This is a genomic window from Streptomyces sp. NPDC058674 (genome assembly GCF_042716505.1).
In the GTDB taxonomy this organism is placed as follows: Bacteria; Actinomycetota; Actinomycetes; order Streptomycetales; family Streptomycetaceae; genus Streptomyces.
Genome location: NZ_JBHXSC010000022.1, coordinates 38,176 through 56,585 on the forward strand (window position 1 = coordinate 38,176; position 18,410 = coordinate 56,585).

Sequence of the window (18,410 nt, forward strand, 5' to 3'; positions counted from 1 at the left end):
GTGTCGCGCCTCCCGTCCCCGGTTGTGAAGGGACGTGCATCGATTGCGGGCGCGCAGGCGTGAAGTGTGCGCTCCGGCCGGAACCCCGCTCCCCTTCCCGCCGCCCTCCCCCGTCCGAGGGGGCGCGGGTGGCGCGCAAGCCGGATTGGTCCGCACGGGTGGGGTTCGCGGCGTGGCGCGAGGCGGCTGCGGGGGGTCCGGCGGGCCGTGGATTTCAGTGGGGTTCGGCAACCGGTGTGATCAGCTCCATATACCGCCAAACGTGATCATGCTCCCCCACGCCCCGCCCCGGAGGTACCACCCATGTCCCAGAGAAGGCGCAGGTCCTTGGCGCTCCTGACCTCGGGAGTCCTCGCACTGCCGCTGCTCACGGGCTGCGGCGCGGGTGACGACGAGGGCGGCAAGGCCGCCGCAGGGCCGGACATCGCCGCGACCGCCCGCGACCGGGTCGCCGACGGGGGTGTGCTGCGCTGGGCGGTGGACGCCCTCCCCGTCACGCTGAACACCTTCCAGGCCGACGCGGACGCCACGACCAACCGGATCGCGGGGGCGGTGCTGCCCCAGCTCTTCGTGCTGGACGCCAAGGGGCGGCCGGCGGCCAATCCCGACTACCTGGAGAAGGCCGAGGTCGTCGAGCGCGAGCCCAAGCAGGTGGTCCTGTACAAGCTGAACCAGCAGGCGGTGTGGAGCGACGGCCGCGAGATCGGCGCCGCCGACTTCCTGGCGCAGTGGCGGGCCCTCAACGGCAAGGACTCGGCGTACTGGACGGCCCGCAACGCGGGCTACGACCGGATCGAGAAGATCGAGCGGGGCAAGACCGACCTGGAGGTGAAGGTCACCTTCGCCAAGCCGTACACCGACTGGCGCTCCCTGTTCACGCCGCTCTACCCCAAGCAGGTCACCGGCACCCCGGACGCCTTCAACGAGGGTGCCCGGGGTGCCCTCAAGGTCACCGCGGGCCCCTTCGACCTCGGGGCGATCGACAAGAGGACCGGCACCGCGACCCTGACCCGCAACGCACGCTGGTGGGGGCAGGCGGCCAAGCTCGACTCGATGGTCCTGACGGCGGTGCCGCGGGCCGAGCGGCCGGCCGCGCTGGCGTCCGGGAAGGTCGACCTGGCCGACATCGACCGTGCGGGCGCCGAGCGGATCGCGCTGGCCCGCCGGGACGCCTCCGGCAAGGGCGGCGCCGGATCGAACGGCGCCGGATCGGGCGGTGCCCCGGCGCACGGGCCGGGCGCCTCGCTGACCGCGGCCCAGGCCACCCTGTCGTGGGCGAGGGCCTTCGGCGCGGACGAGGCCGAGGCCGCGGCGGAGGCGGAGACCCGCGAGAAGACCGCCGCGGCGGTCAAGAGGTACGCGCAGGAGCAGGCGGCCCTGCGGACCTTCGCCGTCCGCAAGTCCCTGGAGCCGTCCTACACCCAGCTCGCGATGAACGGCGCCTCCGGACCGCTCTCGGACGAGCGCGTGCGCCGGGCCATCGCCCGGGCCCTGGACCGCACGGCGCTGGCCGAGATCGTGCTGAAGCCGCTGGGCCTGCCGGCGAAGCCCGTCGGCAGCCACGTGGCCCTCGCCGGGCAGCGGGCGTACGCCGACAACAGCGAGGCCCTGGGCGGCCAGGACACCCGGGCGGCCCAGGCCCTGCTGGCGGACGCCGGCTGGCGCCGGGACGGCAAGATCACCGAGCCGGCCGGGGCCAAGGCGGGCCCCCAGGGCGCCAAGCAGGACGACGCGAAGACCCCGGCGGGCCCGGGCACCGGGAACGACGGCCTGTACATCGTGGGCGACGACGGCCGCAACACCGACCGGCAGTCCGTGCCCGGCATCCGTCCCGAAGGCCCCAGCCGGTACAGCGGCGACGGCCTCGTCGCCGAGGACCCGCGGCACGCCCCCGACGGCGAGGTCGTCGACGCGGACGCCATCGCCCGGGGCGCGGAGCCGGACGGGCCCTCCCCGGTCCTGGCCCCGGCCCCGTTCGCGGCCGAGCAGCGGGCCTCGCTGCTGACGCAGGCCGCGGCGGCGGGGGAGGAGGAGGACGACGGCAAGCGCAGCCCGGCCCTCGACGGCGCGGCGGCGGAGGCGGCCGACGGGGACACGGAGGCGGCCGACGGGGAGACGGCCTCCCCGCGTCCGGCCGAGCAGGCGTCCCGCACCTCCGGCTCCGTGCTGGCCAAGGACGGCAGGGCGCTGAGCCTCCGCTTCGTCCTCCCGGCGGGGCCCGGCTCCGAACCGCTGCGCGCGGTCGGCGAGCGGATCGGCCGGATGCTGCAGAAGATCGGCGTGCGCACCGAGATCACCAAGGTGGCCGACGAGAGCTTCTTCAAGGACCACATCGCCTCGGGCCAGTACGACCTGGCGCTCTACTCGTGGCCCGCCACCGCCTACCCGGCCACCGACGCCCGGCCGATCTTCGCCAAGCCGGAGCCGGCCGCGGACGGCTCGCTCCTCGTCGAGCAGAACTACACCCGGGTCGGCACCGACCACATCGACCAGCTCTTCGACCAGGCCGTCGGCGAACTGGACGAGGACCAGTCGCGGGAGCTGGTGCGCAAGGCGGACGCCCGGATCTGGGCCGCGGCCGGCTCCATCCCCCTCTACCAGCGGCCCGAGCTGGTGGCGGCGAAGCCGAGCCTGGTCAACGCCGGGGCCTTCGGTCTGGCCGCGCCCCGGTTCCAGGACATCGGCTGGAAGAAGCCGGCGGCCGCCAAGGACGGGAAGAAGCGGTGAACGGGTGAACCGGTGAATCCGGGCGGGGGCCACCGGTCCATGGCGGAGAAGAAGTGGTGACAAACCGGTTCCAGACAGGTTGACCGGCGGGTCGCAAGCTCAGATGTGACTCAAGTTCCTTGCCCGCCGGACCCCCGGCGGGCAAGGTCGTGCATACCCGTTGACCCGCATGAACACAGGCCGGTACGGCGGTCGAGGCTCCCCACCCCGCCCTCGGCCGCCCTCATTCGTCCGGCCCCTTGACAGACCCCCCGGCAGCCAGTTCCCGCTGCGCGACGTAGGATGGGGTAAGGCCGTGGCAGGTTTTCGCCCGGTCGAGGCGCGCGTGCCAGGCCGTACGCGACGCCATCCACGATCCCGGGAGAAGCGCCGAAGTGCCCACGCGCCACGACATCCGTAACGTCGCCATCGTCGCCCACGTCGACCATGGCAAGACGACCATCGTCGATGCCATGCTCAAGCAGGCCGGTGCCTTCGCCGCCCACCAGCACCTCGACGACCGCATGATGGACTCGAACGACCTGGAGCGTGAGAAGGGCATCACGATCCTCGCCAAGAACACGGCGGTGAAGTACCACCCCAAGGACGGCGGGGCGCCCATCACGATCAACATCATCGACACCCCCGGCCACGCCGACTTCGGTGGTGAAGTCGAGCGCGGCCTGTCGATGGTGGACGCGGTCGTCCTGCTGGTGGACGCCTCGGAGGGTCCGCTGCCCCAGACCCGCTTCGTCCTGCGCAAGGCCCTGCAGGCGAAGATGCCGGTCATCCTCTGCATCAACAAGACCGACCGTCCGGACTCCCGGATCGACGAGGTCGTCAACGAGACGTACGACCTCTTCCTGGACCTGGACGCGGACGAGGAGCAGATCGAGTTCCCGATCGTCTACGCCTGCGGCCGTGACGGCGTCGCGTCGCTGACCAAGCCGGAGGACGGCACCGTCCCCGCGGACAGCGACAGCCTGGAGCCGTTCTTCTCCACCATCCTGGAGCACGTCCCCGCCCCGGTGTACGACGAGGAGGCCCCGCTCCAGGCCCACGTCACCAACCTGGACGCCGACAACTTCCTCGGCCGCATCGCCCTGGTCCGCGTCGAGCAGGGTGAGCTCCGCAAGGGCCAGACCGTCGCGTGGATCAAGCGTGACGGCACCATCTCCAACGTCCGCATCACCGAGCTGATGATGACCGAGGCGCTCACCCGCAAGCCGGCCGAGGTGGCGGGCCCGGGTGACATCTGCGCGGTCGCCGGTTTCCCCGACATCATGATCGGCGAGACCCTGGCCGACCCGGAGAACCCGATCGCGCTTCCGCTGATCTCGGTCGACGAGCCGGCGATCTCCATGACCATCGGCACGAACACCTCCCCGATGGTCGGCCGCGGCGGCAGCGGCAAGGGCGCGGACGCCAAGTCCGCGGTCAAGGACCGCAAGGTCACCGCCCGCCAGGTCAAGGACCGCCTCGACCGCGAGCTCGTCGGCAACGTCTCGCTCCGCGTCCTGGACACCGAGCGTCCCGACGCCTGGGAGGTCCAGGGCCGCGGTGAGCTCGCGCTGGCCATCCTGGTCGAGCAGATGCGCCGCGAGGGCTTCGAGCTGACCATCGGCAAGCCGCAGGTGGTCACGCAGGTCATCGACGGCAAGGTGCACGAGCCGGTCGAGCGCATGACCATCGACGTCCCCGAGGAGCACATGGGCGCCGTCACGCAGCTCATGGGCGTCCGCAAGGGCCGCATGGACAACATGTCGAACCACGGCTCCGGCTGGGTCCGCATGGAGTTCGTCGTCCCGTCGCGCGGCCTCATCGGCTTCCGTACGGAGTTCCTGACGGGCACGCGCGGCACCGGTATCGCCCACTCGATCCACGAGGGCCACGAGCCGTGGTTCGGCCCGCTGGTGACCCGCAACAACGGCTCCCTGGTCGCCGACCGCGCCGGCTCGGTCACGCCGTTCGCGATGATCAACCTCCAGGAGCGCGGCGTCCTGTTCACCGACCCCGGCACCGAGGTGTACGAGGGCATGATCGTCGGCGAGAACTCGCGCTCCGACGACATGGACGTGAACATCACCAAGGAGAAGAAGCTCACCAACATGCGTGCGGCTTCCGCGGACAACACCGAGAACGTGGTGCCGCCGCGCAAGCTCTCCCTGGAGCAGTCCCTGGAGTTCTGCCGCGACGACGAGTGCGTCGAGGTGACCCCGGAGGCGGTCCGCATCCGCAAGGTCGTCCTGGACCAGAAGGACCGTTCGCGCACCGCGTCGCGCGCCAAGTCCGGCAAGTAGCACCCGCGTCACCCCGGCGCCGCGCGAGCGGCTCCGGCGGTGGTCGAAACAGTGGCAAAACCCTGCAGCCCCGCCCGTCACGGACTCCGTGGCGGGCGGGGCTGTAGACGTCTGTCAAACGGATTGTTGCGTTCTGATGTCCGCATACCGACCGTGACACTCCGGAAGATGAGCTAACCGTCCGTTTCGCACGTGTCTGTCTCCTATCCGTTTGTCCGGATATCGGGTTTTCGACATGTGATGATGTTGCGAAAACGAGACCACGCAAGTGTGGTTTACGGCCTGGGTGTCCTTGAGGATGGCTCCATTGAGCTCGGGTCAATGGGTCACACGCCGTGGGGAGCGTCGACTCACGAGCACACTCGGGGCACTTGTTTCCTATCGCCGTCAGGGGTGTCGGCGAAACGTCTCCGTGCCCCTCACATTCGACAGTGGACTCATGAGGAGGAAACCCATGCGCGGTGCCAAGAGCGCCAAGTGGGTAGCGGGCGCGATTGTCGTCGCCCTGGCAGCGACCGCCTGCGGCGGTGGCGACAAGGGCGACGCCGCCAAGGGTGAGGTTGACCCGAACGGTATCTACTCGATCGAGGTGGGCGAGCCGGAGAAGCTCCTCCACCCGGCCGACACGATGGAGTCCAACGGCTCCATCGCCATGTCGGGGCTGTTCTCGCAGCTGGTCGACTACGACGCCGACGGCAAGCTGACCATGGTCAACGCCGAGTCCGTCGAGTCCAAGGACAGCAAGCTCTGGACCGTCAAGCTGAAGTCGGGCTGGACGTTCCACGACGGCACCAAGGTGACCGCCGACTCGTACGTCAAGGCCTGGAACTGGGCCGCGAACATCGACAACAAGCAGGGCAACGCGTCCTGGTTCGCGGACATCAAGGGCTTCGAGACCGTCCACCCCGAGGCCGAGGGCGCCAAGCCCGCCGGCACCGCGATGGAGGGCCTGAAGGTCGTCGACGAGAACACCTTCACCATCGAGCTCGCGAACGCGGTCCCGTACTTCGCGTACAAGCTCGGCTACGAGGTCTTCTCCCCGCTGCCGGAGTCCTTCTACAAGGACCCCGCGGCCGCCGGTGAGAAGCCGGTCGGCAACGGCCCGTACAAGTTCAAGTCCTGGGAGCACAAGAAGCAGATCGAGCTGACCCGCTTCGACGACTACAAGGGCGAGAACAAGGCGAAGAACGGCGGTGTGGTCCTCAAGAACTACTCCACCGTCGAGACCGCCTACGAGGACCTGAAGTCCGGCAACGTCGACGTCCTGCGCACCATCGGCCCGAAGGACCTCCCGGTCTACCGCGCCGACCTCGGCGACCGCGCCGTGGACCAGGCGTACTCCGCCGTCCAGACGCTGGCCATCGCGTTCTACGCCGACCAGTGGAAGACCCCGAAGCCGGTCGACCCGAAGGTCATCCAGGGCCTGTCGATGGCGATCGACCGCGACACCATCACCAAGACGGTGCTCCAGGGCACCCGCGAGCCCGCCACCGGCTGGGTCGCCAAGGGCGTCCTCGGCTACACGCCGAACGCCACCGGTGACGTCACCAAGTTCGACGCCGCGAAGGCCAAGGCGCTCATCGCCGAGGGCGGCGGCGTTCCGAACAACGAGATCTCCATCCAGTTCAACTCGGACGGCGGTCACAAGGAATGGGTCGAGGCGGTCTGCAACAGCATCACCCAGGCCACCGGCGTCAAGTGCACCGGTGACGCCAAGCCGGACTTCCAGGCCGACCTCCAGGCCCGCAAGTCCAAGCAGGTCAAGTCGATCTACCGCTCCGGCTGGGTCCTCGACTACCCGGTGAACGCCAACTTCGTCAGCGACCTGTTCCGTACGGGCGCCAGCGGCAACCAGGGCGGCTTCACCAACGCGGACCTCGACGCGAAGATCGCCGCGGCCGACACCGCCGCGAGCCTGGACGACTCCGTGAAGGCCTACCAGGCCATCGAGAAGGAGCTCGTCAACTACATGCCCTCCATCCCGCTCTGGTACTACAAGGTCAACGCGGGCTACTCGGAGAAGGTCCAGAACGTGAAGTACGCCCAGGACGGCGACCCGATCATCGAGGACGTCGAGGTCAAGAAGTAAGTCCCAGCGCGTAATTCCGCTCGAAACGGATGTGGGCCGGCGGGGAAGCCGGCCCGCATCCGGGCCTATATGCAGTGCGCCACCCGGGGGGCCCTTTCGCGACGCAGTGACGATCCCGTCACGTGCGTGCGTGGCGAAAGGGCCCGTCCGGCTGCGCCTGCCGCATCTTCTACGGAGGCATGATGGGGCGCTATGTCGCACGACGACTGCTCCAGATGATCCCGGTCTTCTTCGGGACGACCCTGCTCATCTTCTTTATGGTCTACAGCCTGCCCGGCGACCCTGTGGCGGGACTCTTCGGCGACAAGGGCACCGACCCCGCGACGCTGGCGAAACTCCGCCACGAGCACGGTCTGGACCTGCCGATCCTTCAGCAGTACTGGAACTACATCTCCGGCATCCTCTTCCACTTCGACTTCGGGTCCCAGATCCGCAGTGGTCGTGAGATCACCGATGTCATCGGCGACGCCTTCCCGGTCACGCTGCGCCTGGCCCTGATGGCCTTCGGCATCGAGATCGTCCTCGGCCTCGGCCTCGGCATCGTGGCGGGCCTCAAGGCCGGCAAGCTCGCCGACAACCTGGTCCTGATCCTCACGCTGCTGATCATCTCGATGCCGGTCTTCGTACTCGGCTTCATCGTGAAGTCGGTGTTCGCCTTCCAGCTCGGCTGGATCGACCCCAACGTCAGCAACGACGAGCTGTGGAGCGAGCTGCTCGCCCCGGCCATCGTCCTGGGATCGCTCTCGCTCGCCTACGTGGCCCGCCTGACCCGCACCTCGATGGCCGAGAACCTCCGCGCCGACTACGTGCGCACCGCCGTGGCCAAGGGCCTGCCCAAGCGCCGCGTCATCGGTGTCCACCTGATGCGCAACTCGATGATCCCCGTGGTGACCTTCCTGGGTACCGACATCGGCGCCCTCATGGGCGGCGCCGTCGTCACCGAGGGCATCTTCAACGTCAAGGGCGTCGGCGGACTGATCTACGACTCGATCGTCCGCCGCGAGGGCCTGACCCTCGTCGGTGTCGTCACCGTCCTCGTCGTGGTCTACCTGATAGCCAGCCTGCTCGTCGACCTCCTCTACGCGGTCATGGACCCGAGGATCCGGTATGCCTGACATGACCAAGATCGAAGCCGTGGCGGCCCCGAACCCGGCCGCCCCCGACGCTCCGGTGGAGCCGGCGAAGGCCGAGAAGGCCCGCAGCCTCTGGGGCGACGCCTGGGCCGACCTGCGCCGCAACCCGTACTTCCTCGTCTCGTCGGTGCTGATCCTCATCCTGCTGACGATCTCCGCCTTCCCGGGCCTGTTCACCAGCGCCGACCCCACCAAGGGCGACCTGGTCAAGCACTTCCTCACCAAGCCGGAGCTGGCCAGCGTCGGTTCGCCCGACTGGCTCGGCTACGACGGCCAGGGCCGCAGCGTCTACGCGCGTCTGATCTACGGCACCCGTGCCTCGATCATCGTCGCCGTCTGCGTGACCGCGATCGTCACGGTCGTCGGCTCCATCACCGGCATGATCTCCGGCTACTTCGGCGGCCTCACGGACGCGATCATGTCCCGGGTCACCGACATCTTCTTCGGCATCCCCTTCCTCCTCGGTGCGATGGTCGTCCTCCAGGCCTTCACCAAGCGCACCGTGTGGACCGTCGTCTTCGCCCTCGCCTTCCTCGGCTGGACGCAGATCAACCGCGTCATGCGCGGCGCGGTGATCACCGTGAAGCAGGCCGACTACGTGCACGCGGCGAAGGCCCTCGGTGCGGGCACCCCCCGCATCCTGATCAAGCACATCCTGCCGAACGCCATGGCACCGGTGATCGTCGTCGCCACCATCGCGCTGGGCGGTTACGTCGCCGCCGAGGCGACCCTGTCCTACCTGGGTCTCGGCCTCGCGTCCCCCACCATCTCGTGGGGTGTGGACATCTCCGCCGGTGCCGCGCAGATCCGGGTGGCGGAGCACATCCTCTTCTACCCCTCGATCATGCTCAGCATCACCGTCCTCGCGTTCATCATGCTCGGCGAAGCGGTTCGCAACGCCCTCGACCCGAAGCTGCGCTGAGGAGGGCGTAAGTGATCACCATGGACAAGACCAGCAGTGTTCCCTCCCCGCGTGACGGGGACCCCCAGGTGCCGCTCCTCGAAGTGCGCGACCTGCACGTGGAGTTCCACACCCGCGACGGCGTCGCCAGGGCCGTCAACGGCGTCAACTACAGCGTGAGCGCCGGCGAGACCCTCGCCGTGCTCGGCGAGTCGGGCTCCGGCAAGTCCGTGACGGCCCAGGCCATCATGGGCATCCTCGACATGCCCCCCGGCAAGATCCCGCGGGGCGAGATCCTCTTCCGCGGCCAGGACATGCTCAAGATGGGCTTCGAGGAGCGGCGGCAGCTGCGCGGCCGGAAGATCGCCATGATCTTCCAGGACGCGCTGTCCTCCCTGAACCCCGTGCTCACCGTCGGCTACCAGCTGGGCGAGATGTTCCGCGTCCACCAGGGCGCGTCGAAGAAGGAAGCCCGGCTCAAGGCCATCGAGCTGATGGACAAGGTGAAGATCCCCGCTGCCGCGCAGCGCGTGGACGACTACCCCCACCACTTCTCGGGCGGCATGCGCCAGCGCATCATGATCGCCATGGCGATCGCGCTGGAGCCGGACCTGATCATCGCCGACGAGCCGACCACGGCCCTCGACGTGACCGTCCAGGCCCAGGTGATGGACCTGCTCGCCGAGCTCCAGCGCGAGCTCAACATGGGCCTGATCCTGATCACCCACGACCTCGGCGTCGTCGCCGACGTCGCGGACAAGATCGCCGTCATGTACGCGGGCCGCATCGTCGAGACGGCCCCGGTGCACGAGATCTACAAGCGTCCGGCGCACCCCTACACCCGGGGTCTGCTGGACTCGATCCCGCGCCTCGACCAGAAGGGCCAGGAGCTCTTCGCCATCAAGGGCCTGCCGCCCAACCTCCTGCGGCTCCCGAGCGGCTGCTCCTTCAACCCGCGCTGCATCGCGGCACAGGACATCTGCCGTTCCGAGATCCCCGCGCTTCAGGCGGTCAGCGAGCAGGACGGCAGCGAGCTGCCGGGCCGCCACAGCGCGTGCCACTTCTGGAAGGAGCAGATCCATGGCTGAGCCCACCGAGAACGCCACCGGGCGCGAGCCGATCCTCCAGGTCCGCAACCTGGTCAAGCACTTCCCGCTGACCCAGGGCATCCTGTTCAAGAAGCAGGTCGGCGCGGTCAAGGCCGTCGACGGGATCTCCTTCGACCTGTACCAGGGCGAGACCCTGGGCATCGTCGGCGAGTCCGGCTGCGGCAAGTCCACGGTCGCCAAGCTGCTGATGAACCTGGAGCGGGCCACCGCCGGCGAGGTCTTCTACAAGGGCCAGGACATCACCAAGCTGTCCGGTCGCGCCCTGAAGGCCGTCCGCCGCAACATCCAGATGGTCTTCCAGGACCCGTACACCTCGCTGAACCCGCGCATGACGGTCGGCGACATCATCGGCGAGACGTACGAGATCCACCCCGAGGTGGCCCCCAGGGGCGACCGGCGGCGCAAGGTCCAGGACCTGCTGGACGTCGTGGGCCTCAACCCGGAGTACATCAACCGCTACCCGCACCAGTTCTCCGGCGGCCAGCGCCAGCGCATCGGCATCGCCCGCGGCCTCGCGCTCAACCCGGAGATCATCATCTGCGACGAGCCGGTCTCCGCGCTCGACGTGTCGGTGCAGGCACAGGTCATCAACCTGATGGAGAAGCTCCAGGACGAGTTCAACCTCTCCTACATCTTCATCGCGCACGACCTGTCGATCGTCCGGCACATCTCGGACCGCGTCGGCGTCATGTACCTCGGCAAGATGGCCGAGATCGGCACCGACGAGCAGATCTACGAGCACCCGACGCACCCCTACACCCAGGCGCTGCTGTCGGCGGTCCCGGTCCCGGACCCCGAGGCCCGTGCCCACCGCGAGCGGATCATCCTCACCGGCGACGTCCCCTCCCCGGCCAACCCGCCCTCGGGCTGCCGCTTCCGCACCCGCTGCTGGAAGGCCCAGGAGAAGTGCTCCGTCGAGGAGCCGCTGCTGGCGATCCCGGAGCGCTTCAAGGGCGCGGACGGCTTCGCCGCGCACGAGTCGGCGTGCCACTTCGCGGAGGAGCGGGCCGTCCTGGCCGTCTGACCCGCGGGCGTACGCCTCCCAGGGCGCCCGGCACCGGATCTCCTCCGGCGCCGGGCGCTCCGGCGTTTCCCTCCGGCGTTTCGGCGTTTCCCCTGCGGGCGGAGCCGGTTGCACCCGTCGGCCGCCGGGGCCGAGAGTGGGCCGATGACCGCCATGCTGACCGTCCGGCCCGCGGGGCCCGGGGACGCGTCCGACATCTGCGCCCTGCTCAACGCCGTCGACATGATCGAGATCGGCCGCCCGGAGACCTGCCTGAGCACGGTGGAGGCCGACCTCATCCACCCCGACGTCGACCTCGCCAGCGACTCCTGGGTCGCCTTCGAGGGCCGCAGACTCGTGGCCTACGCCCTGGTCCGGGCCGACTCCGGGCCCGGCCGCGCCGACGGCGACCACTACGTGCTGCCCGGCCACCGCGGGGCCGCCGCGCTGCTGCTGGACCTGATGGAGGCACGGGCCCGCGAACTGGCCGCCGCAGACGGACCGGGCGCGCTGCGGGTCCACCTCAACGCGCGACCCACCCTGGACCTCGCCCTCCTGACCGGCCGCGGCTACCGGACCGTCCGCCGCCACCAGGTCATGACCCGGCCCCTGGCCCCGGCCGCCGATCCGCCGCCCCAGCCGCCGGCCGGGCTCGTCCTGCGCGACTGCGCCGCCGACGCGGCCGACCGCCGCCGGGCCCACGCCCTGGTGGAGGAGACCTTCGCGACCCACTTCGGCCACGTGGAGCGCGCGTACGAGCCCTGGCTGGACCATCTGGACGCCCGCGGGCTCGACTGGTCCCTGGTGTGGATCGCGAGCCTGCCCGGCGCGGGCGACGCGGCCGTGCTGCTCACCCGGGACGACCGCACCAGCATGGGCTGGCTCAGCCACCTCGGCGTACGGGAGGAGGCGCGCGGCCGCGGCGTCGGCGGCCACCTGCTGCGCCACGCCTTCGCCGTCTACGCCGCCCGCGGCCGGGCCACGGTCGGACTCGGAGTGGACACCCGCAACGAAACCGGCGCACTCGCGCTCTACGAGGCGCACGGGATGCGCCCGCACTACGCGGTCGACACCTGGGAGCTCGCGTTGCACCCGCAGGAGTGACAGGGGCGTGACGCGGGGGTGCAATCGGTCCAACCGGGCGTGTGCGGGACCCCACAACGGGTGACATTGGCCCCTAAGAGTCCTGGGACCCCATAGGAGGCACTCCATGCGCGGAGCCACCCACGCCACATGGGCCGCGTGCGCCGTGGCCGTCGCCCTGACGGCGACGGCCTGCGGCGGCGGTAGCGACAGCGGCGGGGGCGGTGGCGCTGGAATCGTCAGTTCCTCGTGGGGTGACCCGCAGAACCCGCTGGAGCCGGCCAACACCAACGAGGTGCAGGGCGGCAAAGTGCTCGACATGATCTTCCGGGGCCTGAAGCGGTACGACCCGAAGACCGGCGAGGCCGAGAACATGCTCGCCGAGAAGATCGAGACGACGGACAGCCAGAACTTCACGATCACGCTGAAGGACGGCTGGAAGTTCAGCAACGACGAGCCCGTCACCGCGCAGTCCTTCGTGGACGCCTGGAACTACGGGGCGGACGTCCGCAACAAGCAGAACAACGCGCCCTTCTTCTCGGACATCGTCGGCTACGACGACCTGCACCCGAAGAGCGGCGAGCCCAAGACGAAGACGATGAGCGGCCTGGTCGTCAAGGACCCCAAGACCTTCACCGTGGCGCTCAAGGAGAAGTTCTCCACTTGGCCCGAGACCCTCGGCTACCAGGCCTTCTCCCCGCTGCCCAAGGCCTTCTTCACCGACCGCTCCGGCTGGCTGGACAAGCCCGTCGGCAACGGCCCGTACACGGTGGACTCCTACACCAAGGGCACCGGCATGAAGCTGCGCACGTGGGACGGCTACCCCGGCGAGGACAAGGCGCAGAACGGCGGCGTGGACCTGAAGGTCTACACGGACAACAACACCGCCTACACCGACCTGATCTCCGGCAACCTCGACCTGGTCGACGACGTCCCGGCGCAGCAGCTGAAGAACGTCGGCAACGACCTCGGCGACCGGTACATCAACCAGCCGGCCCTCATCATCCAGACCCTCACCTTCCCCCTGTACGACCCGCAGTGGGGCAAGGAGGGCATGGAGAAGGTGCGCCGGGGCATCTCGCGCGCCATCAACCGCGACGAGATCACCAAGCAGATCTTCCGGGACACCCGCACCCCCGCCAAGGACTGGACCTCGCCGGCCCTGGGCGAGCAGGGCGGCTTCTCCGCGACCGCCTGCGGCGACGCCTGCGTCTACGACCCGGCAGAGGCCAAGAAGCTCATCCAGGAGGGCGGCGGCCTGCCCGGCGGCAAGGTCACGCTGACCTCCAACGTGGACACCGGCTCGCACCGCGAGTGGATGGACGCCGTCTGCAACAGCATCAACAACGCCCTCGGCGAGGGCCCCGTCTGCACGGTCAACCCCATCGGAACCTTCGCCGACTTCAGGAACCAGCAGAGCGGCTTCAAGCTCACCGGCCCCTTCCGCTCCGGCTGGCAGGCCGACTACCCGCTGATCCAGAACTTCCTGGAGCCGCTGTACTACACCGGCGCCTCCTCCAACTACGGCAAGTTCAGCAACCCGGACTTCGACAAGCTGATCGACCAGGCCAACCGGGAGAGCGACGCGACCAAGGCGACCGCCACCTTCCGCGACGCCGAGAAGATCCTCGCCGAGCAGATGCCGTCCATCCCGCTCTGGTACCAGAACGGCAGCGCGGGCTACGCGGAGCGGATCTCGGACGTGGCCCTCAACCAGTTCAGCGTCCCGGTCTACGACCAGATCAAGGTCAGCTGACCCCCCGACGGATCGATCCTGGAGCAGTCCATGGGACGTTATGTGATCCGGCGGCTGCTCCAGATGATCCCGGTGTTCATCGGCAGCACGTTCCTGATCTTCTTCATGGTGTACGCGCTGGGCGACCCGGTCGCGGCCCTCTTCGGGGACAAGGCCCCCGACCCCGCCACCGCGGCCCGCATCCGCAAGGACCTCTACCTCGACCAGCCCCTGTGGAAGCAGTACCTCCACTACATGGGCCAGATCTTCCAGGGCGACTTCGGCACGGCCTTCAACGGGCAGAGCGTCACCTCCCTGATGGCCACCGCCTTCCCCGTGACCCTGCGCCTGACGATCGTCGCCATCGTCATCGAGGTCCTCGTCGGCATCACCCTCGGCGTCGTCAGCGGCCTGCGCCGCGGCAGGTCCGTCGACACCGGCGTGCTGGTGATGACCCTGGTCGTGATCTCCGTGCCGACCTTCGTCACCGGCTACCTGCTGCAGTACCTCTTCGGCGTCAAATGGGGCTGGGTCCGGCCCACCGTCTCCCCGGACGCCCCCTTCAGCGAGCTGATCCTGCCCGGCATCGTGCTCGCCCTCGTCTCGCTCGCCTACGTCACCCGGCTCTCGCGCACCTCGATCGCCGAGAACGTCAAGGCCGACTACGTCCGGACCGCCGTGGCCAAGGGGCTCCCGCGCCGCCGGGTCATCACCCGGCACCTGCTGCGCAACTCCCTGATCCCCGTGGTCACCTTCATCGGCACCGACATCGGCGCCCTCATGGGCGGCGCCATCGTCACCGAGCGGATCTTCAACATCCACGGCGTCGGCTACCAGCTCTACCAGGGCATCCTGCGCAACAACGCCCCCACGGTCGTCGGCTTCGTGACCATCCTCGTCATCGTCTTCCTGCTGGCGAACCTGCTCGTCGACCTGCTGTACGCGGTCCTGGACCCGAGGATCCGTTATGCCTGAGCCCGAGCGCCCCGAAGGACCCGGCGGCTACGACCCCGTCGGCCCCCGCCCGCACGAGGCGATCTCGCCCACCGGCCAGGGAGGCGCCATGGATCTGGCCCTGCAAGAGGCCGAGAGCCTGGAGGGGACGCCCGGACCCGCCGGGACCCCCGGACCCCGGGAGAAGGCCCGCTCGCTGTGGTCGGACGCCTGGCACCAGCTGCGCCGCAACCCGGTCTTCATCCTCTCCTCGCTGCTGATCCTCTTCCTCGTCGTCATCTCGATCTGGCCCCAGCTCATCGCCTCCGGCGACCCGCTCCAGTGCGACCTGTCCAAGTCGCAGCAGGGCTCCTCGCCCGGACACCCCTTCGGCTACGACACCCAGGGCTGCGACGTGTACACCCGTACCGTCTACGGCGCCCGCGCCTCCATCACCGTCGGCATCTGCGCCACCCTCGGAGCCGCCCTGCTCGGCTCCGCGCTCGGCGGACTCGCCGGCTTCTTCGGCGGCTGGTGGGACGCGCTGCTCTCCCGGATCGCCGACATCTTCTTCGGCATCCCCGTCGTCCTCGGCGGCCTGGTCTTCCTGTCCGTGGTCACCAGCACCACCGTCTGGCCCGTGGTCGGCTTCATCGTGCTGCTCGGCTGGCCGCAGATCGGCCGCATCGCCCGCGGATCGGTGATCACCGCCAAGCAGAACGACTACGTCCAGGCCGCCCGCGCCCTCGGCGCCGGCAACGGCCGGATGCTGCTGCGGCACGTGGCGCCCAACGCCGTCGCGCCCGTCATCGTCGTCGCGACCATCGCCCTGGGCACGTACATCGCCCTGGAGGCCACCCTGTCCTTCCTCGGCGTGGGCCTGCGCCCGCCCACCGTCTCCTGGGGCATCGACATCTCCAACGCGGCCCCGCAGATCCGCAACGCCCCGCACATGCTGCTCTACCCGGCGGGTGCACTGAGCCTGACCGTGCTCGCCTTCATCATGCTCGGCGACGCGGTGCGCGACGCCCTCGACCCCAAGCTGCGCTGAGGAGCCCCGCACATGCTGCTCGAAGTCCGCGACCTGCACGTGGAATTCACGACGCGCGACGGAGTCGCGAAGGCGGTCAACGGCGTCGACTACTCGGTGGACGAAGGCGAGACCCTCGCCGTCCTCGGCGAATCAGGATCCGGCAAGTCGGTCACCGCCCAGGCCGTGATGGGCATCCTGGACCAGCCGCCGGGCCGCATCGCGGGCGGCGAGATCCTCTTCAAGGGCAAGGACCTCCTGAAGATGAAGGAGGAGGAGCGCAGGAGGATCCGCGGCGCCGACATGGCCATGATCTTCCAGGACGCGCTGTCCTCCCTGAACCCGGTCCTCAGCGTGGGCGCCCAGCTCGGCGAGATGTACGAGGTCCACCGCGGGATGTCCCGCAAGGACGCCAAGGCCAAGGCCGTCGAGCTGATGGACCGGGTCAGGATTCCGGCGGCGAGGGAGCGGGTGGGGGACTACCCGCACCAGTTCTCCGGCGGCATGCGCCAGCGCATCATGATCGCCATGGCGCTGGCCCTGGAACCCTCGCTGATCATCGCCGACGAGCCGACCACGGCCCTGGACGTGACCGTCCAGGCCCAGGTGATGGACCTGCTCGCCGAGCTCCAGCGCGAGCTCAACATGGGCCTGATCCTGATCACCCACGACCTCGGCGTCGTCGCCGACGTCGCGGACAAGATCGCCGTCATGTACGCGGGCCGCATCGTCGAGGCGGCCCCCGTCCACGAGATCTACAAGGCGCCCGCCCACCCGTACACCCGCGGCCTGCTGGACTCCATCCCGCGCCTGGACCAGAAGGGCCAGGAGCTGTACGCCATCAAGGGCCTGCCGCCCAACCTGCTCGCCATCCCGCCCGGCTGCGCCTTCAACCCCCGCTGTCCGATGGCCCGGGCGCTCTGCCGGGCCGAGGTCCCGCCGCTCGCGCGGGTCGCCGAGGAGCGGACCAGCGCCTGCTTCTTCTGGAAGGAGTGCCTCCATGGCTGAGCCCCTGCTGGAAGTGAAGGACCTCGTCAAGCACTACCCCCTCACCCAGGGCGTCGTCTTCCGCAAGCAGGTCGGGGCCGTCAAGGCGGTAGACGGCGTCTCCTTCGGCCTCGGCGCCGGCGAGACCCTGGGCATCGTCGGCGAGTCCGGCTGCGGCAAGTCGACCGTGGCCAAGATGCTGGTCAACCTGGAGCGGCCGACCGCGGGCGCGATCTCGTACAGGGGCGAGGACATCACCAGGCTCTCCGGCCGCGCCCTGAAGGCCGTCCGCCGCAACATCCAGATGGTCTTCCAGGACCCGTACACCTCGCTGAACCCGCGGATGACGGTCGGCGACATCATCGGCGAGCCCTACGAGATCCACCCCGAGGCGGCCCCCAAGGGCGACCGGCGGCGCAAGGTCCAGGAGCTGCTGGACGTGGTCGGCCTCAACCCGGAGTACATCAACCGCTACCCGCACCAGTTCTCCGGCGGCCAGCGCCAGCGCATCGGCATCGCCCGCGGCCTGGCCCTGCGGCCCGAGATCATCGTCGCCGACGAACCGGTCTCCGCGCTCGACGTCTCCGTGCAGGCCCAGGTCGTCAACCTGCTGGAACGCCTGCAGAACGACCTCGGCCTGTCCTACGTCTTCATCGCCCACGACCTCTCGATCGTGCGGCACATCTCCGACCGGGTCGGCGTGATGTACCTGGGCCGGATCGTCGAGATCGGCACCGACACCCAGATCTACGAACACCCCACGCACCCGTACACCCAGGCGCTGCTGTCGGCCGTCCCGGTCCCGGACCCCGAGGCGCGCGCCCACCGCGAGCGGATCATCCTCACCGGCGACGTCCCCTCCCCGGCCAACCCGCCCTCCGGCTGCCGCTTCCGCACCCGCTGCTGGAAGGCCGAGCCCCGCTGCGCCTCCGAGGTCCCGCCGCTCGCCGTCCCGGCGGTCTTCCCCTCCGGTCCGGCGGCCCATCCGTCGGCCTGTCACTTCGCCGCGGAGAAACAGGTGGTGCCCCCGCCTCCGGAGGGGGCCGCGCCGTAAGGGGCGCCCCGGAGGGTGATCCGCACCACCCAGCGCGGCGGACGATCATTTCCCGCCACCCCCGTGCCGTCGCCCCGCCCGACCAGTCGGTCGTATCAACACGCTTAACATGCGGGCAACTTGACCGTTTCTGCCCCGAGATATGGGGCGGGCAGCCTGGTCCCTGTACGGCCGTGCGGGTGCCGACAGCCGACCGGAGAGGCGCACAGCCTGTCCGGTCGGCCTCCCCCGTGACCCCGCCCGTGCGCCCCTACGCCCCTCGCGCTGCCGGATTTCGATCGCCGAGGTGGCACGGATAGTTATGATTCGTAGCGCATGGTGGGTATGACTCTCGCCGAGCACGAGTA

The 18,410-nt window shown here is 69.5% G+C and carries 13 protein-coding genes; all 13 read left to right on the forward strand.

Annotated elements, in window-relative coordinates:
• Window positions 1–303 precede the first annotated feature (303 nt).
• The 13 genes from ACFWU6_RS14220 to ACFWU6_RS14280 all read left to right on the forward strand — a co-directional run bounded on the left by ACFWU6_RS14220 (window position 304) and on the right by ACFWU6_RS14280 (window position 18,063).
• Complete coding sequence (locus ACFWU6_RS14220; protein ID WP_383981032.1) at window positions 304–2,727, forward strand: ABC transporter family substrate-binding protein; 2,424 nt, start codon at window positions 304–306, stop codon at window positions 2,725–2,727.
• A 374-nt stretch (window positions 2,728–3,101) separates the two neighbouring features.
• Window positions 3,102–5,006, forward strand: coding sequence for a translational GTPase TypA (gene typA, locus ACFWU6_RS14225; protein WP_383798146.1), 1,905 nt, complete (start codon window positions 3,102–3,104; stop codon window positions 5,004–5,006).
• A 454-nt stretch (window positions 5,007–5,460) separates the two neighbouring features.
• Window positions 5,461–7,095: an ABC transporter substrate-binding protein gene (locus ACFWU6_RS14230; RefSeq protein WP_383798143.1), complete on the forward strand. Its 1,635-nt coding sequence runs from the start codon at window positions 5,461–5,463 to the stop codon at window positions 7,093–7,095.
• A 182-nt stretch (window positions 7,096–7,277) separates the two neighbouring features.
• The gene (locus tag ACFWU6_RS14235) at window positions 7,278–8,210 is read left to right on the forward strand and encodes an ABC transporter permease (protein ID WP_383798140.1); all 933 of its coding nucleotides are present in this window, start codon (window positions 7,278–7,280) and stop codon (window positions 8,208–8,210) included.
• On the forward strand, window positions 8,203–9,150 hold the full coding sequence (locus tag ACFWU6_RS14240; RefSeq protein ID WP_383798137.1) for an ABC transporter permease: 948 nt from the start codon (window positions 8,203–8,205) through the stop codon (window positions 9,148–9,150). The genes ACFWU6_RS14235 and ACFWU6_RS14240 overlap by 8 nt, the downstream gene beginning before the upstream one ends.
• 11 nt (window positions 9,151–9,161) lie before the next feature.
• Window positions 9,162–10,217: an ABC transporter ATP-binding protein gene (locus ACFWU6_RS14245; protein WP_383798134.1), complete on the forward strand. Its 1,056-nt coding sequence runs from the start codon at window positions 9,162–9,164 to the stop codon at window positions 10,215–10,217.
• Window positions 10,210–11,262 (forward strand): ABC transporter ATP-binding protein, encoded by a 1,053-nt coding sequence (locus ACFWU6_RS14250; protein ID WP_383798131.1) that lies wholly within the window; start codon window positions 10,210–10,212, stop codon window positions 11,260–11,262. Before ACFWU6_RS14245 ends, ACFWU6_RS14250 begins: the two co-directional genes overlap by 8 nt.
• Before the next feature lie 144 nt (window positions 11,263–11,406).
• A complete protein-coding gene (locus ACFWU6_RS14255) occupies window positions 11,407–12,345 on the forward strand; it encodes a GNAT family N-acetyltransferase (RefSeq protein ID WP_383798128.1) in 939 nt (312 codons plus the stop codon).
• A gap of 106 nt (window positions 12,346–12,451) precedes the next feature.
• Entirely contained in the window at window positions 12,452–14,080 is a 1,629-nt protein-coding gene (locus ACFWU6_RS14260) for an ABC transporter substrate-binding protein (RefSeq protein ID WP_383981034.1), read from the forward strand.
• A 30-nt stretch (window positions 14,081–14,110) separates the two neighbouring features.
• Window positions 14,111–15,034, forward strand: coding sequence for an ABC transporter permease (locus tag ACFWU6_RS14265; RefSeq protein ID WP_383798122.1), 924 nt, complete (start codon window positions 14,111–14,113; stop codon window positions 15,032–15,034).
• Entirely contained in the window at window positions 15,027–16,043 is a 1,017-nt protein-coding gene (locus ACFWU6_RS14270) for an ABC transporter permease (protein WP_383981036.1), read from the forward strand. The genes ACFWU6_RS14265 and ACFWU6_RS14270 overlap by 8 nt, the downstream gene beginning before the upstream one ends.
• Before the next feature lie 12 nt (window positions 16,044–16,055).
• A complete protein-coding gene (locus ACFWU6_RS14275) occupies window positions 16,056–17,030 on the forward strand; it encodes an ABC transporter ATP-binding protein (protein ID WP_383798116.1) in 975 nt (324 codons plus the stop codon).
• Window positions 17,023–18,063, forward strand: coding sequence for an ABC transporter ATP-binding protein (locus ACFWU6_RS14280; protein ID WP_383981037.1), 1,041 nt, complete (start codon window positions 17,023–17,025; stop codon window positions 18,061–18,063). Before ACFWU6_RS14275 ends, ACFWU6_RS14280 begins: the two co-directional genes overlap by 8 nt.
• Window positions 18,064–18,410 lie beyond the last annotated feature (347 nt).

What these genes read in the sequence shown, in the direction of transcription:
- ACFWU6_RS14260 (WP_383981034.1), top strand. Translation starts at nt 12,452, where the DNA reads ATGCGCGGAGCCACCCACGCCACATGGGCCGCGTGCGCCGTGGCCGTC.
- ACFWU6_RS14250 (WP_383798131.1), top strand. Translation starts at nt 10,210, where the DNA reads ATGGCTGAGCCCACCGAGAACGCCACCGGGCGCGAGCCGATCCTCCAG.
- ACFWU6_RS14230 (WP_383798143.1), top strand. Translation starts at nt 5,461, where the DNA reads ATGCGCGGTGCCAAGAGCGCCAAGTGGGTAGCGGGCGCGATTGTCGTC.
- ACFWU6_RS14240 (WP_383798137.1), top strand. Translation starts at nt 8,203, where the DNA reads ATGCCTGACATGACCAAGATCGAAGCCGTGGCGGCCCCGAACCCGGCC.
- ACFWU6_RS14235 (WP_383798140.1), top strand. Translation starts at nt 7,278, where the DNA reads ATGGGGCGCTATGTCGCACGACGACTGCTCCAGATGATCCCGGTCTTC.
- ACFWU6_RS14220 (WP_383981032.1), top strand. Translation starts at nt 304, where the DNA reads ATGTCCCAGAGAAGGCGCAGGTCCTTGGCGCTCCTGACCTCGGGAGTC.
- ACFWU6_RS14280 (WP_383981037.1), top strand. Translation starts at nt 17,023, where the DNA reads ATGGCTGAGCCCCTGCTGGAAGTGAAGGACCTCGTCAAGCACTACCCC.
- ACFWU6_RS14255 (WP_383798128.1), top strand. Translation starts at nt 11,407, where the DNA reads ATGACCGCCATGCTGACCGTCCGGCCCGCGGGGCCCGGGGACGCGTCC.
- ACFWU6_RS14275 (WP_383798116.1), top strand. Translation starts at nt 16,056, where the DNA reads ATGCTGCTCGAAGTCCGCGACCTGCACGTGGAATTCACGACGCGCGAC.
- ACFWU6_RS14270 (WP_383981036.1), top strand. Translation starts at nt 15,027, where the DNA reads ATGCCTGAGCCCGAGCGCCCCGAAGGACCCGGCGGCTACGACCCCGTC.
- ACFWU6_RS14265 (WP_383798122.1), top strand. Translation starts at nt 14,111, where the DNA reads ATGGGACGTTATGTGATCCGGCGGCTGCTCCAGATGATCCCGGTGTTC.